This is a genomic window from Clostridium saccharobutylicum DSM 13864 (assembly GCF_000473995.1).
In the GTDB taxonomy this organism is placed as follows: domain Bacteria; phylum Bacillota; class Clostridia; order Clostridiales; family Clostridiaceae; genus Clostridium; species Clostridium saccharobutylicum.
This window is the reverse complement of the sequence record NC_022571.1, coordinates 3,387,625-3,405,253: the sequence shown is the minus strand read 5'-3', so window position 1 is coordinate 3,405,253 and position 17,629 is coordinate 3,387,625. Positions and strand designations below refer to the sequence as shown.

Genomic DNA, 17,629 nt, shown 5'->3' with positions numbered 1-17,629 from the left:
TAAAATTTGGAGCATCACTTTTGGTTCTCTACTCACGTAAGCAAAATCACCTAATAGGGCCTACTATTAGCTGATTTTACTTCCTTGTGTAGCACTAAATATGCATCACATCTTTGGTCTATTATTTTCTTTCATGTGTCTAATGCTTTTTTATAGATAAGGAGGTATATTTTGGCGATAGGTGCGATTAATGAAATTAAAAAAGCTGAAGACAAAGCTGATGAAATTATAAAAGAATCAACTGTTGAAGCAAAGAAAATTATAGAAAAGGCTAAATTACAAGCACAAAGCAATTATGATGATGCTTTAGAAAAAGCAAAAGTTAAAGCTGACAAGATTGTTCATGAAGCTATCTGTTTAGGAAATGAGGAAGCAGAAATTATATTAGAAGAAGGAAAAAAAGAAGTACAGGAAATATTGAATGTATCTGAAGAGAAGAAAAACAATGCACTTAAATTAATTGTTGAGAGGATAGTGAAGATTCATGGCAATAGTTAAAATGAATAAGTTCACTTTGTTAGCTTTCGAAGATAAAAAGGATGCATTGCTTAGAAGATTGCAAGTTTTTTCAAATGTTGAGTTCATTGATTTGCAAGATGAAAATTTTATAGAAAATAATAGTATTTTTAATGATTTAGATAAATCTGAAGTAGATTCCCAAATAGCAAAATGGGAAGAAAAGTTATCAAAAGCTAAATTTTCAATAGAATTTTTAGAGAAATATGTTCCTAAACAATCGTTATTAAAATCATTATACAAAGAAAAGCTTTCTTTAACTATGGAAGAACTTGAAAAAACAGTTTCAGATAGCAATTGGGAAGGAAGTTATGACAAAGTAAAGAGTAAAGATAACAAATTAACTGAATTAGAAAATGATAAGAATAGGTTTAAAGGTTATGTTGAAAATTTACAACCATATGAGCAATTTGATGCACCTTTATCTTCGCTGGAAGAACTAAGACAAACAGCATATTATTTAGGAAATGTATCTAATCAATATGAAGATTCTTTGCAAAGTGCTTTAGATGATTGTTATTTAGAAATAATATCTAAAGATAAGCAAAATACATATTTTATTACATTATGTAATAAAGAAAATTCGAAAAAAGTAGAAAACATACTAAGAGGATTTGGATTTTCTCAATTTAAAACAGAGGAAAAGGAGAATCCTTTAAAATTAATTCATGAATATAATGAGAAGATTTCGCTTATTGAATCAGAGGAATTTATAATCAAAGAAGAATTAGCTGGGTATGATCAGGAATTAAAGGCAATGCAGTTAGTTTATGAATATTATAATAATTTGTTGTCTAGAAAAATGGTTAACAACAATTTCTTAAAAACTAAAAGTACAGTATTAATGCAGGGATGGGTACCTATTCATGAGAATGAGCAACTTATTCAGATAGCGCAACAAGTTTTAAATGATGATTACTATTTAAATTTTGAGGACGTAAAAGAAGAAGAAATTGATGATGTTCCTATTAAATTAGAAAATAATGATTTGAATTCATCATTTGAAGCAGTTACTGAAATGTATAGTCTGCCTAAATATAACGATATAGATCCAACTCCGTTTGTTGCACCATTTTATTTGATATTTTTCGGAATGATGGTTGCAGATGCTGGATATGGTATATTAATGCTGATAGGAACTCTTTTATCATTGAAATTCTTTCATTTTGAAGAGAAAACAAATAAGATGGTTAAATTTTTTATGTATTTGAGTTTTCCTACAATTTTATTTGGAATGATTTACGGGTCGTTCTTTGGAGATTTAATTAAATTTAAAGGTTTGATTGATACAACAACAGATGTTATGACAATACTTGTTATATCTGTTGTATTTGGTGTTATTCAAATTTTCTTCGGGCTAGGTATAAAAGCAACTGTTTTAATAAAAATAGGACAACCACTAGAAGCATTTATGGATGTTGGATCTTGGGTTATTACTTTAATATCGTTTGGAGGTATTGCAGCAAGCATATCATTCAATTTGTCAATATTAAAGATAATATCTATAATAGGTGCAGTTGTTGGTTCAATACTTATTGTTTTAACTCAAGGAAGACAAATGAAGACAAAAGGTGGACAAATAGCCCAAGGATTTTATGAATTATATGGAATTACAAGTTATGTAAGTGATTTAGTATCCTATACAAGACTTATGGCTATAGGATTATCAGGGGGATCTATTGCAGGGGCAATAAATATGATCATGCATATGATTCCTGGAGTAGGCAGATTTATTGCAATACCATTGATATTCTTATTAGGTCAAACTGTAAATTTAGGATTGTCTTTGTTGAGTGGGTATGTTCATACGTTAAGACTTACTTATGTAGAATATTTTTCAAAGTTTTATGATGGTGGAGGTAGAGCATTTAAACCATTTAAACCTAAAAATCAATATATTAATTTAAAACGAGATTAGGAGGATAATTAAAAATGGATATGAGTTGGATTAAGTTTTTTTCAGAAAATAATGGAGGATTTATTTTTGGAGCATTAGGTGTTGCATTAGCAGTTGGATTATCAGGTATAGGATCAGCAAAGGGTGTTGGTTTAGTCGGTGAGGCTGCAGCAGGGTTATTATCAGAACAACCAGAAAAGTTTAGTAAAGCTTTGATTCTTCAATTATTACCAGGAACTCAAGGGTTGTATGGATTTGTTATTGGATTAATTGTTTTTCTTAAATTAAAACCAGAAACAACATTGTCTCAAGGAGTGTATTTATTATTTGCTTGTTTACCAATTGCTATAGCCGGATTATGGTCAGGTATTGCTCAAGGAAAAGCAGCAGCAGCTGGTATTCAAATATTAGCTAAAAATCCAGAACATAATACTAAAGGAATAATTTTAGCTGCTATGGTTGAAACATATGCATTATTAGGATTTGTTGTATCATTCTTATTAGTAAACGGTGTATTTAAATAAGGCACATGAAAAAAATAACAGACCAGAGATGCGTCGAATATTTTGTGCCAGACAAGGATGTGAATATAATGTCTAACATAAACAATTTAACTTCTAAAATTATGAAGGATGCGGAAGATAAAAAAACATCTATATTAGCTCAGGCTGAAGATGAAAAAAGAAAAATTATTAATAAGAAGCAGCAAGAAGCTTATGAAAATGAAGTAGTGATCATAGAAAAAGCTAAAAAAGAAGCTATTTATAAAAAAGAAAGAATAATTTCAGGAGCAAAGTTACAAGCGAGAAATAAAAAGCTAGAATCGAAGCAAAAAGTTATAAAAGAAATTTTTGACTTGAGCATACAAACATTATGTGATTTATCAGACGATGATTTTAAAGAATTTGTTAAAGATTCTATATTAAACATGGATATATGCGGAGAACATAACTTAATTTTAAATGATTATGGAAAAAAGATGATTGACGAAGATTTCTTGATACAAATAAATAATGAACTTAAATCAAAAGTAATTGTGATTCTAAGTGAGGAAACTAGAAACTTTATGGGAGGATTTATACTAGAGAAGAATGGAATAGAAGTAAATTGTACTTTTGAAGCTCTAGTTAATTCACTAAAAGATGATTTAAGAGCTGAAATAGCACAAGTATTGTTAAGTTAAGGAGGTTAACTATGGATAAGATGCAATTTAGCCAAGTTATACCAAGGATTAGAGTATATGAGACAAAGCTCCTTAATAAAGCTCAAATTGATAGGATGATTGATTCGAATTCTGCTTATGAGTCATTAAAAATTCTTAAGGAAACTGAGTATGTTAATGTCATGACTGATATTAATAAAGCAGAAGATTATGAATTGATGCTAAGTAGAGAATTAATTAGAGTATTTGATTTAATGTATTACATAAGTCCAGTAAAAGGCATTATTGATTTGATGAGCATTAAATATGACTACCATAATATAAAAGTGATTTTAAAAGGAATTTTTTTAAAAAAAGATTTATCTTATCTTTTAATAAATGTGGGAACAATTGATGCGTTAAAATTAAGAGATTTAATTAAAAGTGATAATATAAGAGAATTACCTATAATTATGAGAGATGCAATTGAGGAGGTAAATAATAATTTTCAAAATACTAAAGATCCTCAGTTAGTGGATATTATATTAGATAGATATATGTTTAAGTCATTGATGCAAATTAAAAGTGAAATAAAAGATACTTTCGTTGATAAATATATTACAACATTGATTGATTCTACAAATTTAAAAACTTTGTTAAGGATTAAGAAACAAAATAAAGATAAAGAATTTTTAGCTAGAGTTATTATTGAAGGTGGCTCTATAGATAAAAATAAGTTCTTGGAAATTATAAATGATGATCCAGAAAACATATATACTAAATTTGCTCATACAAGTTATGCGGGTTTTATTAAAGTTGGTATAGATGATTATATTAAAAATAAATCTGTTAGTTTATTAGAAAAATTAATTGATAATTACATAATGAGCATGATGAGAGATGCTAAAATAATACCGTTTGGAGTAGAACCATTATTGGCGTATATTTATGCTAAAGAAACAGAAATAAAAATCATTAGAATTATAATGGTTGGCAAGCTTAATAATATTGGTGCAGGATTAATAAGAGAAAGGCTGCGTGATATTTATGTTTAAAAAAATAGGTGTAGTTGGAGATAAGGATTCAGTTTTACCGTTTAAAGCACTAGGGATAGATGTTTTTCCAGTTATACAGTATGATGATGCTAAAAATATAGTTGATAATTTAGCTAATAATGATTATGCAATTATATTTGTGACTGAGCATATAGCACAAGATATTGAGGAGACAATAGAAAGATATGATAAAAAGACTATTCCTGCAATTATATTAATTCCAAGCAATCAAGGTACGTTAAATATAGGAATGCAAAGAATAAAAGATAATGTGGAAAAAGCAGTAGGCATGAATATTTTAGAAAGGTAGGTTGATAAGGTGAAGATTGGAAAGATAATTAAAGTTTCAGGACCTTTAGTAGTTGCTGAAAACATGGATGAAGCTAACATATATGATGTGTGTAAGGTTGGGAAAAATGGCCTTATAGGTGAAATTATCGAAATGAGAAATGATAAAGCATCAATTCAAGTTTATGAAGAAACATCAGGAATAGGACCGGGAGATCCTGTTGTTACTACAGGTGAACCATTAAGCGTTGAACTTGGACCGGGACTTATTGAATCAATGTTTGATGGTATTCAAAGACCTCTTGATGCGTTTATGGAAGCAGCTCAATCTAATTTTTTAACAAAGGGTATATCTGTTCCATCATTAAACAGAACAAAAAAGTGGAGTTTTAAACCAATAGTTAATATTGGTGATGAAGTAATTCCTGGGAATATTATAGGGACAGTTCAAGAAACAGCTGTGGTGGAGCAAAAGATAATGGTTCCATCAGAGATAGAAGGTAAAATAAAGGAGATTAAAAGCGGAGAATTTACAGTTACTGAAACAATATGCATAGTTGAAACTTCTAGTGGAGATAAAGAAATTACTTTAATGCAAAAATGGCCAGTAAGAAAAGGAAGACCATATAAATCTAAAATTAATCCAGTTGAACCTATGATTACAGGTCAAAGAGTAATAGATACTTTTTTTCCAGTTACTAAGGGTGGAGCAGCTGCAATACCAGGTCCATTTGGAGCAGGAAAAACAGTAACTCAACATCAGATTGCTAAATGGGGTGATACTGAAATAGTTGTTTATGTTGGTTGTGGAGAACGTGGAAATGAAATGACTGATGTATTAAATGAATTTCCAGAACTTATTGATCCTAAAACTGGTGAAAGTTTAATGAAGAGAACAGTTCTTATAGCTAATACTTCAAATATGCCAGTGGCTGCAAGAGAAGCTTCAATATATACAGGTATTACGATTGCTGAATATTTTAGAGACATGGGATATTCTGTATCAATTATGGCTGATTCCACTTCAAGATGGGCTGAAGCATTAAGAGAAATGTCGGGCAGACTTGAAGAAATGCCAGGTGATGAAGGTTATCCAGCATATCTTGGTTCAAGGCTTGCGGATTATTATGAAAGAGCCGGTAAAGTTGAATGCTTGGGTGATGAGGGAAGAATAGGTTCAATCACAGCTGTTGGTGCTGTATCACCTCCAGGGGGAGATATTTCAGAACCAGTTTCACAATCTACTCTTAGAATTGTTAAAGTATATTGGGGATTGGATGCAGAGCTTGCATATCAGAGACATTTTCCATCAATAAACTGGTTGAGTTCGTATTCGTTATATGGTGATACTGTTGATAAATGGATGAACGAAAATGTTGCAGAAGATTTTGGAGAATTAAGATTAGAAGCTATTACAATTCTTCAAGAAGAATCTAGCCTTTTAGAAATTGTAAGGCTTGTTGGTATTGACGCACTTTCAGAACAAGATAGATTAAAATTAGATGTTGCTAAATCAATTAGAGAGGATTATTTACAACAGAATAGTTTTAATGAAATAGATACACATACATCGCTTAAGAAACAATATAAAATGTTAAAACTTATTATCAGTTATAAGAGAGAAGCAGAAAAAGCATTAGAAAGTGGAGTTTACTTAAGTGATATATTATCTCTTGAAGATTTAAAAGATAGAATTGCAAGAAGTAAATATGTATCTGAAAATCAATTACATAAAATCGATGAAATTTATACAAATCTAACAAGTTCAATTAATGATTTAATAAGCAAAGTAGGTGAAGTAAATGCTTAAAGAATATAGAACTGTAACTGAAGTGGTTGGTCCTTTGATGGTTGTTGAGGATGTTCAAGGTGTTAAATATGATGAATTGGTTGAAATTCAACTTCAGACAGGAGAAAAAAGAAGAGGAAAAGTTCTTGAAGTTAATGGATCAAAAGCTATGGTTCAAATTTTTGAAGGATCCAATGGAATAAATTTAAAGGGAACTAAAGTAAGGTTTCTAGGTAAACCGCTTCAAATTTCAGTATCTGAAGATATGTTAGGAAGAGTTTTTGATGGTATGGGAAGACCAAATGATAATGGACCAGATATAATACCAGAAAAAAGATTAGATATAAATGGTGAAGTTATTAATCCAGTAGCAAGAGATTTTCCATCAGAATTTATTCAAACAGGAATATCAGCAATTGATGGACTTAATACTTTGGTTAGGGGACAAAAATTACCTGTGTTTTCAGCTGCAGGACTTCCACATGTACAGCTTGCAGCACAGATTGCTAGACAAGCCAAGGTTTTAAATTCAGATTCTAAGTTTGCTATTGTATTTGCAGCTATAGGTATTACTTTTGAAGAAGCGCAGTTTTTTGTTGATGAATTTAAATCAACAGGTGCAATAGATAGATCAGTTTTATTCATGAATCTTGCATCTGATCCAGCTATAGAAAGAATAGCTACACCAAGAATGGCATTGACTGCAGCTGAATATTTAGCGTTTGAAAAGGGAATGCAGGTTCTTGTTATTATGACTGATATTACAAATTATGCCGAAGCATTAAGAGAAATTTCAGCAGCGAGAAAAGAAGTTCCAGGAAGACGTGGATATCCAGGATATTTATATACTGATCTTTCCACACTATATGAAAGAGCAGGAAGATTACGTGGCAAAGAGGGATCCATAACTCAAATTCCTATACTTACAATGCCAGAAGAGGATAAAACTCATCCGATTCCAGATTTAACTGGATATATCACAGAAGGACAAATAATTCTTTCAAGAGAATTATATAAGAAAGGCATAATGCCTCCTATTGATGTTTTACCATCTCTTTCAAGATTAAAAGATAAGGGGATTGGGAAAGGGAAAACTAGAGAGGATCATGCAGACACTATGAATCAATTGTTTGCAGCATATTCACAAGGTAAGCAGGCAAAAGAATTATCTGCAATTCTTGGGGAATCAGCTTTATCAAATACCGATAAAAAACTTGCTAAATTTGCTGAAGCATTTGAAGCAGAATATGTATCTCAGGGATTCGATACAAATAGAACAGTTGAAGAAACTTTAGATTTAGGATGGAAATTATTAAAGTTGATTCCAAGATCTGAACTTAAGAGAATTAGGGATGAATATCTTGAAAAATATATGATAAGAGAGGAAGAATAGTCTATGGCAAAATTGAATGTCAATCCTACTAGGATGGAACTCTCTAAATTAAAAAAGAGATTATCAACATCAATAAGAAGCCATAAGCTTTTAAAAGATAAACAAGATGAGCTAATGAGACAATTTATTAGTCTTGTTAAGCATAATAATGAATTAAGAAAAGAAGTTGAGAGTGAGCTTCAAATCTCACTTAATGATTTTGTTATGGCAAGAGCTGTCATGAGTTCAGAATTTTTAGAAGAAGCCATAGCTTATCCTAAGGAACATATTTCAGTTGAAGTTAGTGAAAAGAACATAATGAGTGTATCTGTACCAGTAATGAACTTCAAGAGACAACTAAAAGAAGATGAAGGTAGTATATATCCATACGGTTTTGTAAGTACCTCCTCAGAACTTGATGATGCTTTAGCTAAACTTTATGATGTTTTGCCAAGTTTGCTTAAGCTTACTGAAATAGAGAAATCATGTCAGCTAATGGCTAGTGAAATTGAAAGCACTAGAAGAAGAGTTAATGCTCTTGAATATAGGACGATTCCAGATCTTGAAGAGACTATAAAATATATTAGGATGAGACTTGATGAAAATGAAAGAGCGGCTACAACTAGATTAATGAAGGTTAAAAATATGATAGAGCAAAGAGGATAATAGAAAACTATTTATTTTCACGTGTCTAAACTTAATAATTTTGTAATTGATATAGAATATCTTTAATAGTATAATCAAATAGGTAGTAAAAACCAAATTTGAGATTAGATATTATGACAAGACTTTCGGCATATTCAAAAATATTATTTATTTTCATGTGCCTAACTAAGGAGTAGATAAGATGGATTATATATTAGAAATGGTAGTTGCAGCATTAATTGCACTAATTACCATGCCATTTCTTATGAAACTAGCTAATAAATTAGAATTTACAGATAAACCAAACAAAAGAAAACAACATAGAGCACCAACACCATTATGTGGAGGAATAGCATTATATTTAGGTTTTTTTATTTCGTATTTTATATTTATACATAATGATATGGAGCAAAAGATTGTTGTGTTTATAGCAGCAACGCTAATATTATTAATAGGACTAGTTGATGATTATTATAAAACAAAGGGAAAAGAATTTCCTATATCTCCCAGACTGATAATTCAATTATTATCAGCGATATTAGTATTTAAATCAGGTATTAGATTTGTTGGATTCACTAATCCATTTACTAGTGAGTTTATTACACTAAGTCTAACAATACAGTTTATACTAACAATAACTTGGATATTTGGGGTAACAACGGTAATCAATTGGTCTGATGGAATGGATGGATTAGCTGGAGGAATATCATTTATTTCAGCAATGACGTTTTTTGCGGCAGCATTAATATTAAACCAAGATCCTCCATCTGCTGATGTATCTATGATATTAGCGGGAACAACTTTAGGATTTCTTTATTATAATAAATTACCAGCACGAGTATTCATGGGAGATTCAGGAGCTAATTTCTTGGGATTTATTTTGAGTATTACTGCATTGGGTGGTGCATTTAAACAAGCGACTGTATTGAGTTTGTTTATTCCAATATTAGCTTTAGCTGTACCTATATTTGATAATTTATTTGTTATATTAAAAAGATTTTTAGAAGGAAAACCTGTATATCAAGCAGATAGAAGTCAAATACATTTTAGACTTGAGGAAAAAGGTTTTTCAAAAAAACAAGTTGTTATATGTATAATGTTACTAAGCTTAATGTTTAGTGCGATTTCAATAATACTGCTATTAATAAAAAGATAAAATTGCTTAAGATTATATCTTGATTATACATAGTTTATTACAAACAATTTAATATATACCAAGGTACTAATTTAATATATACAAGTGTACTGATTTATATAATTTATTATTAAATTTAAATAAATATATTGTAAATTTAATTTTTAAATAAAATTAAATTGTTGTTACTTAGTCTAATATAAATGACTTTTGAACATATATATTATAATTTTATTAACATTTCAGAATAAACTTTACAAAGTTAAATTAGTAAGATATAATTAATTAAATATTAAACTTATCAAGAGTGGTGGAGGGACTGGCCCGAAGAAACCCAGCAACCAATATATTTTATAAATATATGTGGTGCTAAATCCTGCAGTGTAAAGACTGATAGATAAGGTATTTTGAGCTTTTAGCCTAAAGGAATACCTTTAGGCTTTTTTTATTCTTTAGAAAATTAATAATTCAATTTTCTAAGAAAAAGTGTGCTCAATAATTATATTGTTATAAAAAATATATTATTTAAAATATGGAGGAATGAAATATTATGGAAAATAAGAATGTAGAAAGTTTTGAATTAGATCATAACAAGGTTAAGGCACCATATGTAAGAAGATGCTGTGTACTTGATGGAACTCATGGGGATAAGGTAACTAAATTTGATTTAAGATTTTTACAACCTAATGTTGAAGCATTTGGAACAGCAGCTATGCATGGCTTAGAACATCTATTAGCTCATGAATTAAGAAATCATTTAGAGGGAGTAATTGATTTATCACCTATGGGATGTAGAACAGGATATTATCTTTCTGTTTGGGGAGAAAGAGAAGCTAGTGAAATTAAAGAAGCATTGGAAACTTCATTAAAAATAATATTAGATGCCAAAGAAATGCCAGCAGCAAATCCAACTCAATGTGGAAATTACAGAGATTTATCTTTATTTGGTGCTAAAGAATATGCAAAGAAAGCTTTAGAAAAAGGATTTTCATTAAATATTTATGGAGAATAGCAATAAGCGATAAAGTAGGTGATAATAATATGAATGCTTTCGAAATTGATATTAATAAAGAGGAAGTGCTTCGTTATCTAGGACATAAAGGTCAAGTTATTGATGATAACATTATGAATATTATTGACGAATGTAGAGAAGAAATAAAAAGAGTAATTACACCTAGGGAAATTCATCAATATAACGATATAAAAATAATTGATGAAGGTGTTGAAATTCTTACTACAAATTTAGTTTTATATGGTAATGATATTAAAAATCACCTGAAAGATTCTAAAAAGTGTGTTTTAATGGCAGTGACGCTGGGAAATGATATTGAAAAGAGAACACGATTATATGAAAAGACTAATTTGACAAAGGCACTTATATTGGATGCATGTGCAACTACTGCAGTAGAAGAAATCTGTGACATAGTAGAGAATTCTGTAAAAGAAAAAGCAGAAATCCAAGGTAAAGATATAACATTTAGATATAGTCCAGGATATGGGGATTTACCTTTAGAAGTGCAAAATAATTTTTTAAGAGCGTTGGATGCTCAAAAGAAAATTGGACTTACAGTATCAGAAAATAATTTATTATTTCCCAGAAAATCTGTAACAGCAATAATAGGAATCATTGATAAAGGTACTGAAAAGAAGAAAAAAAGCTGTAAAGAATGCAGTAACTATGAAAATTGCAGCTTTAGGAGAGAGGGAGAAACTTGTGGGGCTTAAAGATTATATAAAAGATAATATACTAATATTCGATGGAGCAATGGGGAGCATGCTTCAAAAGAAAGGATTGAAGTTAGGTGAAAATCCAGAACTTTTGAACATAACGAAACCATCAATAATAGAAGAAATTCATAAAGAATATATTGCAAGTGGTGCAAATGTAATAACAACTAATACATTTGGAGCTAATGAACTGAAATTAAAATTATGCAATTTAGAGGTTGAGGTAGCTGTTGATCAAGCTATAAGAATTGCGAAAAAGGCAAGGGAAAATAGTGACACATATATTGCATTAGACATTGGACCTATAGGAGAATTGCTTGAACCTATGGGAACATTAAGTTTTGATAGAGCATATGAGATATTTAAACGTCAGATTGTTCAAGGTGTGAAATCAGGTGCAGATTTAATATTGTTTGAAACTATGACTGATTTATATGAACTTAAAGCAGCCATACTTGCAGCAAAGGAAAATTCCGATTTGCCAGTATTTTGTACAATGACTTTTGAGGAAAATATGAGGACATTTACTGGTTGTTCACCTGAAGCTATGGTACTTGTTCTTGAAGGCTTGGGCGTGGATGCACTTGGAGTTAATTGTTCACTTGGACCAAAGCAATTGGAACCTATTGTTAAAGAAATTTGTGGTTTATCTAATATACCAGTAATGGTTCAACCTAATGCTGGACTTCCAACACTGTCTATAGGAAATGAAACAAAGTATGATGTGACAAAAGAAGAATTTGCGGAAACATTATGTGGTTTCATTGACTTAGGTGTTAGAGTGATTGGAGGATGTTGTGGAACTACACCAGATTATATAAAAGAACTGTGTTCTAGAGTAAAAAACAAAAATCTTCAACCTATAAAACAGCATAATTATTCTGCAATTTGTACACCTTCAAATGTAGTGAAAATTGACGGTGTAAGAATTGTAGGAGAAAGAATTAACCCAACAGGAAAAAAATTATTTAAAGAAGCATTAAAAAATGAAGATTTAGATTATATTCTAAAACAAGCTGTTTCACAAGTAGAAGATGGAGCACACATTTTAGATGTAAATGTTGGTTTACCTGAAATTGATGAGCCTAAAATGATGCATAAAGTTATTAGAGAAATACAAGGAATAATGGATACACCACTTCAAATAGATTCATCAGATCCTAAAGCAATAGAAGCAGGTCTTAGGTATTATAATGGAAAACCTATATTAAATTCAGTAAATGGAGAAGATAAGGTATTAGATAGCATACTGCCACTGGTGAAAAAGTATGGAGCTAGTGTAGTTGGGTTAACTTTAGATGCAAGAGGGATTCCGCCTAAAGCAGAAGAAAGATTTAAAATAGCTGAGAAAATATTAAATAGAGCGATAGAGTATGGTATAAAAAAAGAAGATGTATTTATTGATTGTTTAGTACTTACTGTATCAGCTCAACAAGAAGAAGTTCAAGAAACACTAAAAGCTGTAAGAATGGTAAAAGAAAAATTAGGTCTTAAAACTTTACTTGGAGTTTCGAATATATCTTTTGGACTTCCAAATAGAGAATTTATAAATGAAACATTTTTATCACTAGCATTAGCTAATGGTTTGGATTTACCTATAATGAATCCTAATGCAAGTGGCACGATGAGAGTTATTGATTCTTATAATGTTTTATATAATCATGATAGAAATTCAGAAATATATATAAAAAAATATGCTAATGTTCAAGTGAATACAGATGTTAATATTAAAGATGTAAGCACAAATTCTAAAAAAGAAACAGAAAATGTAAATAGTACTGGGTTGCAGCAGGATTTAAAATATATAGTCGTTAAAGGTTTAAAGGAAGAAGCAAAACAAGCAACAGTAGAACTTTTAAAAGAATATAAAGAACTTGAAATAGTTAATAAGTTTTTAATTCCCGCGTTAGATATAGTAGGAGAAAAATATGAAAAAGGAGAACTTTTTCTACCTCAATTAATACAAGCAGCTGAAACAGTAAAAAATGCATTTAATGTTTTAAAAGCTCAAATAGTTAAAAATGATTCTCAAACTATTTCAAAAGGTAAAATAATAGTTGCAACAGTAAAAGGTGACATTCATGATATAGGAAAAAATATAGTAAAAGTTATATTGGAGAACTATGGTTATGAAGTCATAGATTTAGGAAAAGATGTACCAATTGAGACTGTTGTTGAGGAAACAAAAAAACATAATGTATCTTTAGTTGGGCTAAGCGCACTTATGACAACAACGCTTAGAAGTATGGAAGAAACCATAAAGGCTTTGAGGAAAGATGGTTATTCTGGAAAAATATTTGTCGGTGGAGCAGTTGTTACTGCAGATACAGCAGATAGAATAGGTGCAGATTTTTATGCAAAAGATGCAAAAGAATCTGTAGAAATTGCAAAAAAGATTTTAGGCTAATAAAATTTAAGATGTAATCAACCGAAAGAAGCTATATTCTTTTTCTCGGTTGCTATATAATTGGGCTGTGGATTTCTATCATTATAAGTTGTCACCATTATGCATGCTCCCAAGGCAAGCGCTCACTCAATGTCGTCAACTTAGTAAAATAGTAATGAAAAAATTACTACAAATTTCGAATAGCGTATGCTATATTTCTTAAAAAATGGTATAATTAATAAACCTACTGGCAAAAGTAGAATTTTGGAAATATTTAGTTTTTACAAACTTATATGCAAGATTTCCTTTGAGAATGATGCTTTTTCCTTGGGTGCTTGTTTTTTCGCTCACAATTACGGTTTGGACGTATTTGTGAGCGTATTTTTTTAGCTTTTTCTAATATATGTTCTAATATTCTTTTTCCTGAAATAGGCTTTACCATCATAACTATTATCTTCTTCAAAACGTCACATAATATAAAATTTCTATTTGCTTGATATTCTGATTTTAAATTTTTATCTTTATTTTTATTTGCTATTGCAGCGTCGGCATCTTTCTTTATAAGTGCTGCAACCATAGATATATAAATAGATGCATAAAAATCTTGTTCAATTGCAATTGGCTTAGTTCCAGAAAATTCTTCTATTTCAATACTACTTTTAAGTTCTTTATATTTGCATTCAACTCCCCATCTAAGAAAATACAATTCTTTAAATTGATTAGGAGTAATAATTTCATCAAATATATTAGTTACTAATATTTCTGTGGTGTCAGCAGAAAGTTTTATTTTTATAACTCTTACTTTTTTCAATTCTCCTTTTGATTTATATTCAAAAATACAATCTTCAGAAGAAATAGATTGTATTATCTTAAATGAAGATGATATTCTCATTAAGAAAAATAAATTTCTATCGTTTAAATAATCAAACATATCATAAGAAGGATAGCCCCTATCAAAAATTACAATGCTATTATTGAGTAATTTTTCATTATTAAGTGTATTTATATGTTGTTTGGCCATTTCTCTTTCACTAGTTCTAAATTTAGTTACAGACGCATCAATTATTATATCATTTAATACATCATATAAGGCTGACGCCGACGCAATAGCAGTTTGTACTTTATTTTGATTTTTACTTAATCCAAAATATTCACCACATTCAATTGTATCAAGAACTTGCAAAGAGGTTCCATCGACAGCAAGAACATTAAATCCATTCCACTTTTTTAAATTGTTTGTTGAGCTATAAAAAGAATCAACAAATAATCTGCATAATTCTTTAAATGCTTCAGGGGAAATATTTTGTCTTGCTTTAGAAAATGCTTGTTTTGATATACAAGGAAAATCTAAATATGTATGCTCTTCAATGAAATTACTTATTTCTGTAGCCATAGATTTTCGTAATGCGGAGCAAATAAAATGTACTGCATTAGAAAAAGATAATTTTCTTTTTCTTGAAAATGAATTACCTAAGCTATACGCTTCTTTAAACTCATTGGAAATAATTAATTTATTTGTTTTCTTTAAAATTTGGGATAATAATTTAATATTTTTCATAAAATCAAACCTCGCTATAAATTTAATATCTATAATGAGGCTTCATTTTTTCTAATTATTGTCAAGTGTTTTTTTATTAATTTTATATATTTCTTTAAGTTGACGACATTGAGCGCTCACTGAGAAAGTTCGAAGAACGAAATGTAAAATTTCGATTCTCACTTTTGTGACAAGCGAAAATGGAACAACTTATAATGAAGAAATACCTACAGCCCAATTATAAATGCAACACTCCGAAAAAGAATATAGCTTCTTTCTAGTATTAAATATATTTCGAAGTTTGTTTATCTATAGGAGGATGTTATTAAACAAAATTTTACAATCGGCAAATCGTTATAAAACAACATATTAAGCGATTAGTTTTTCTATAATTTATTCTATAAAATAGACTTTATCCATCCACCTATAGGTTTTCTCGTTTGTATTTAGACTTATGAAACTTAAAAATTACTGATATTTTTGAAATTAAAACAATCTATATGTTTTGTTATGAATATTGAATTCTATATATAAACAATTTACAGTCTAAAAAGCACAGCTATAAAAATTTTCTAAGGTAGCATTATATGAATAAATGTAATATATGTACACTTTTGGATATGTATATTTAAACTATAAGCGTGACTTAAGAATTGGACTTATAATTACAATATATATACATGTTTACTAAACTTAATGAGTTATCTATACTAGAAATCAAATACATTTTTGTGAAACAGGCATTTGAAAATTAGTTGTGAAGTTTGTTAATGAGCCTGTTGTTAATTCTTGCTTGTCCTTAACTTGTTTAAGGAGCATGCAGGAATTAACAATAGCTCATTTAGAAACTTCCAACTAATTTTCATAGTCCTGTGGAACAAAAATGTATTTGATTTCGGTAAAGCCACCACATAAGTCTACAACTAAAGTTATTTATCTATAATTTAGTTGTAATTAAAGATTTATAATGTCTAAATCATCGGGTACATATATAGTTCCATTAAATTCTTGTTTTCCTTCTTTTATATAGAGATCTTTTCTTTGTTCAAGATTTTTATCTTCTGTATGGTATAAAAGTATATTTTTTGCATTCAATTTTTTCGCATTACTACAAGCATCTTTTACAGTGGCATGATGTTTTTCGTAAGGGTTAAATATATCCTTTTGAGAATATAAACAAAATGCTTCATGTAGTAAATAATCTACATTTTCACAATATTTTTTGACATCTTCTCTATAAGGTTCATCGCCTAGAAATGTAAGTGATTTTCCATTTAATAATGTAGTGCTAAATCCGTGCTGAAGTTCTTTTGTGCTATGTATATCAAAAAAAGTAATATTTCTATTTAATATTGTAGTTTTATAATTATCAACTATTTCATGAAATAATATTCTATTATCAAATAATTTTAAAAATTTTTTTTGAAGTACAACACTAGATATTAGTTTTATAGCATCTATTGAATTTTTGTGACAGTAAATATTGAAATTATCATTATATTTATCATTAAGTATACTTTGAGCAACTGCACGAATAACCCAAACACTCCCTAAGATATGATCGTTATGATTATGAGATATGAACATATTATGTATTTGATTAACAGATATATTTAATTTTTCTAAGTTAGTTAGTATAGTATTACCACCACCAGCATCTACAAGAAAATGTTCATTCCCTTGCGATAATGTAAAGCAGGTATTATAACATTTTGTGACCATAGCAGAGCCTGTACCAATCATAGTTATATTTTCCATGTTAAAATCTCCTTTTATATTATAGGTAATAAGGCAAATTTAAAAAAATAACAAGTTCATCTGCCAAGCTTATTTTTCATCATGATGAAGCTCGATTCGCATACGCTTAAATTAGCAGATTTGTCTAATAGCCTGCTATGAGACAAATCCGCTTCCTTGCCTGATGAAAAATAATCATGACATTTTGGACTTGTTATTTTCTTTCATGTGCCTAAGTTACTTTGATTTATTATTTTTATATGACTAAAGTCTAATTAAAACGCAAATAATAATAATACAACCTCAGTTATAAAATAAAGTTTATTATATTAAATTAGTGCATTTATAGTGACTCAGATTAAATCAATTCTTATTATAAAATTAATAGAATGTAAAGGCAAGT

General features: G+C 29.4%; 15 protein-coding genes and 1 riboswitch. Of the genes, 13 read left to right on the top strand and 2 right to left on the bottom strand.

What is annotated here, in order from left to right; translation table 11 throughout:
• The first annotated feature begins 171 nt into the window (after positions 1–171).
• The 13 genes from CLSA_RS14795 (at position 172) to CLSA_RS14735 (ending at position 13,973) form a co-directional block, all read left to right on the top strand.
• Positions 172–498 carry an ATP synthase archaeal, H subunit gene (locus CLSA_RS14795; protein ID WP_022747193.1) on the top strand — a complete coding sequence of 109 codons (327 nt, stop codon included), beginning with the start codon at positions 172–174 and terminating at the stop codon, positions 496–498.
• Positions 485–2,434 carry a V-type ATP synthase subunit I gene (locus CLSA_RS14790; protein WP_022747192.1) on the top strand — a complete coding sequence of 650 codons (1,950 nt, stop codon included), beginning with the start codon at positions 485–487 and terminating at the stop codon, positions 2,432–2,434. The genes CLSA_RS14795 and CLSA_RS14790 overlap by 14 nt, the downstream gene beginning before the upstream one ends.
• A 14-nt stretch (positions 2,435–2,448) precedes the next feature.
• The gene (locus CLSA_RS14785) at positions 2,449–2,937 is read left to right on the top strand and encodes a V-type ATP synthase subunit K (RefSeq protein ID WP_022747191.1); all 489 of its coding nucleotides are present in this window, start codon (positions 2,449–2,451) and stop codon (positions 2,935–2,937) included.
• A gap of 68 nt (positions 2,938–3,005) precedes the next feature.
• Positions 3,006–3,596 (top strand): V-type ATP synthase subunit E, encoded by a 591-nt coding sequence (locus CLSA_RS14780; RefSeq protein ID WP_041716294.1) that lies wholly within the window; start codon positions 3,006–3,008, stop codon positions 3,594–3,596.
• Between the two features lie 11 nt (positions 3,597–3,607).
• The gene (locus tag CLSA_RS14775) at positions 3,608–4,609 is read left to right on the top strand and encodes a V-type ATP synthase subunit C (protein ID WP_022747189.1); all 1,002 of its coding nucleotides are present in this window, start codon (positions 3,608–3,610) and stop codon (positions 4,607–4,609) included.
• Positions 4,602–4,919, top strand: a complete 318-nt coding sequence (locus tag CLSA_RS14770; protein ID WP_022747188.1) for a V-type ATP synthase subunit F — start codon at positions 4,602–4,604, stop codon at positions 4,917–4,919. Before CLSA_RS14775 ends, CLSA_RS14770 begins: the two co-directional genes overlap by 8 nt.
• A gap of 9 nt (positions 4,920–4,928) precedes the next feature.
• Complete coding sequence (locus tag CLSA_RS14765) at positions 4,929–6,707, top strand: V-type ATP synthase subunit A (RefSeq protein WP_022747187.1); 1,779 nt, start codon at positions 4,929–4,931, stop codon at positions 6,705–6,707.
• Positions 6,700–8,079 (top strand): V-type ATP synthase subunit B, encoded by a 1,380-nt coding sequence (locus CLSA_RS14760; protein ID WP_022747186.1) that lies wholly within the window; start codon positions 6,700–6,702, stop codon positions 8,077–8,079. The genes CLSA_RS14765 and CLSA_RS14760 overlap by 8 nt, the downstream gene beginning before the upstream one ends.
• Before the next feature lie 3 nt (positions 8,080–8,082).
• Positions 8,083–8,724, top strand: coding sequence for a V-type ATP synthase subunit D (locus tag CLSA_RS14755; protein ID WP_022747185.1), 642 nt, complete (start codon positions 8,083–8,085; stop codon positions 8,722–8,724).
• Between the two features lie 181 nt (positions 8,725–8,905).
• Positions 8,906–9,859, top strand: coding sequence for an MraY family glycosyltransferase (locus CLSA_RS14750; RefSeq protein WP_022747184.1), 954 nt, complete (start codon positions 8,906–8,908; stop codon positions 9,857–9,859).
• A gap of 274 nt (positions 9,860–10,133) precedes the next feature.
• Positions 10,134–10,242, top strand: a riboswitch (SAM riboswitch).
• A gap of 146 nt (positions 10,243–10,388) precedes the next feature.
• Positions 10,389–10,850: an S-ribosylhomocysteine lyase gene (locus CLSA_RS14745; protein WP_022747183.1), complete on the top strand. Its 462-nt coding sequence runs from the start codon at positions 10,389–10,391 to the stop codon at positions 10,848–10,850.
• 29 nt (positions 10,851–10,879) lie between these two features.
• Positions 10,880–11,563, top strand: a complete 684-nt coding sequence (locus CLSA_RS14740; RefSeq protein WP_022747182.1) for a vitamin B12 dependent-methionine synthase activation domain-containing protein — start codon at positions 10,880–10,882, stop codon at positions 11,561–11,563.
• Positions 11,553–13,973 carry a homocysteine S-methyltransferase family protein gene (locus tag CLSA_RS14735; protein ID WP_022747181.1) on the top strand — a complete coding sequence of 807 codons (2,421 nt, stop codon included), beginning with the start codon at positions 11,553–11,555 and terminating at the stop codon, positions 13,971–13,973. Before CLSA_RS14740 ends, CLSA_RS14735 begins: the two co-directional genes overlap by 11 nt.
• 268 nt (positions 13,974–14,241) lie before the next feature.
• Here the strand turns inward: CLSA_RS14735 and CLSA_RS14730 are convergent, their stop codons facing one another.
• Both CLSA_RS14730 and CLSA_RS14725 read right to left on the bottom strand, forming a co-directional pair.
• Complete coding sequence (locus CLSA_RS14730) at positions 14,242–15,510, bottom strand: IS4 family transposase (protein ID WP_022747180.1); 1,269 nt, start codon at positions 15,508–15,510, stop codon at positions 14,242–14,244.
• A 933-nt stretch (positions 15,511–16,443) separates the two neighbouring features.
• Positions 16,444–17,247: an MBL fold metallo-hydrolase gene (locus tag CLSA_RS14725; RefSeq protein ID WP_022747179.1), complete on the bottom strand. Its 804-nt coding sequence runs from the start codon at positions 17,245–17,247 to the stop codon at positions 16,444–16,446.
• Positions 17,248–17,629 lie beyond the last annotated feature (382 nt).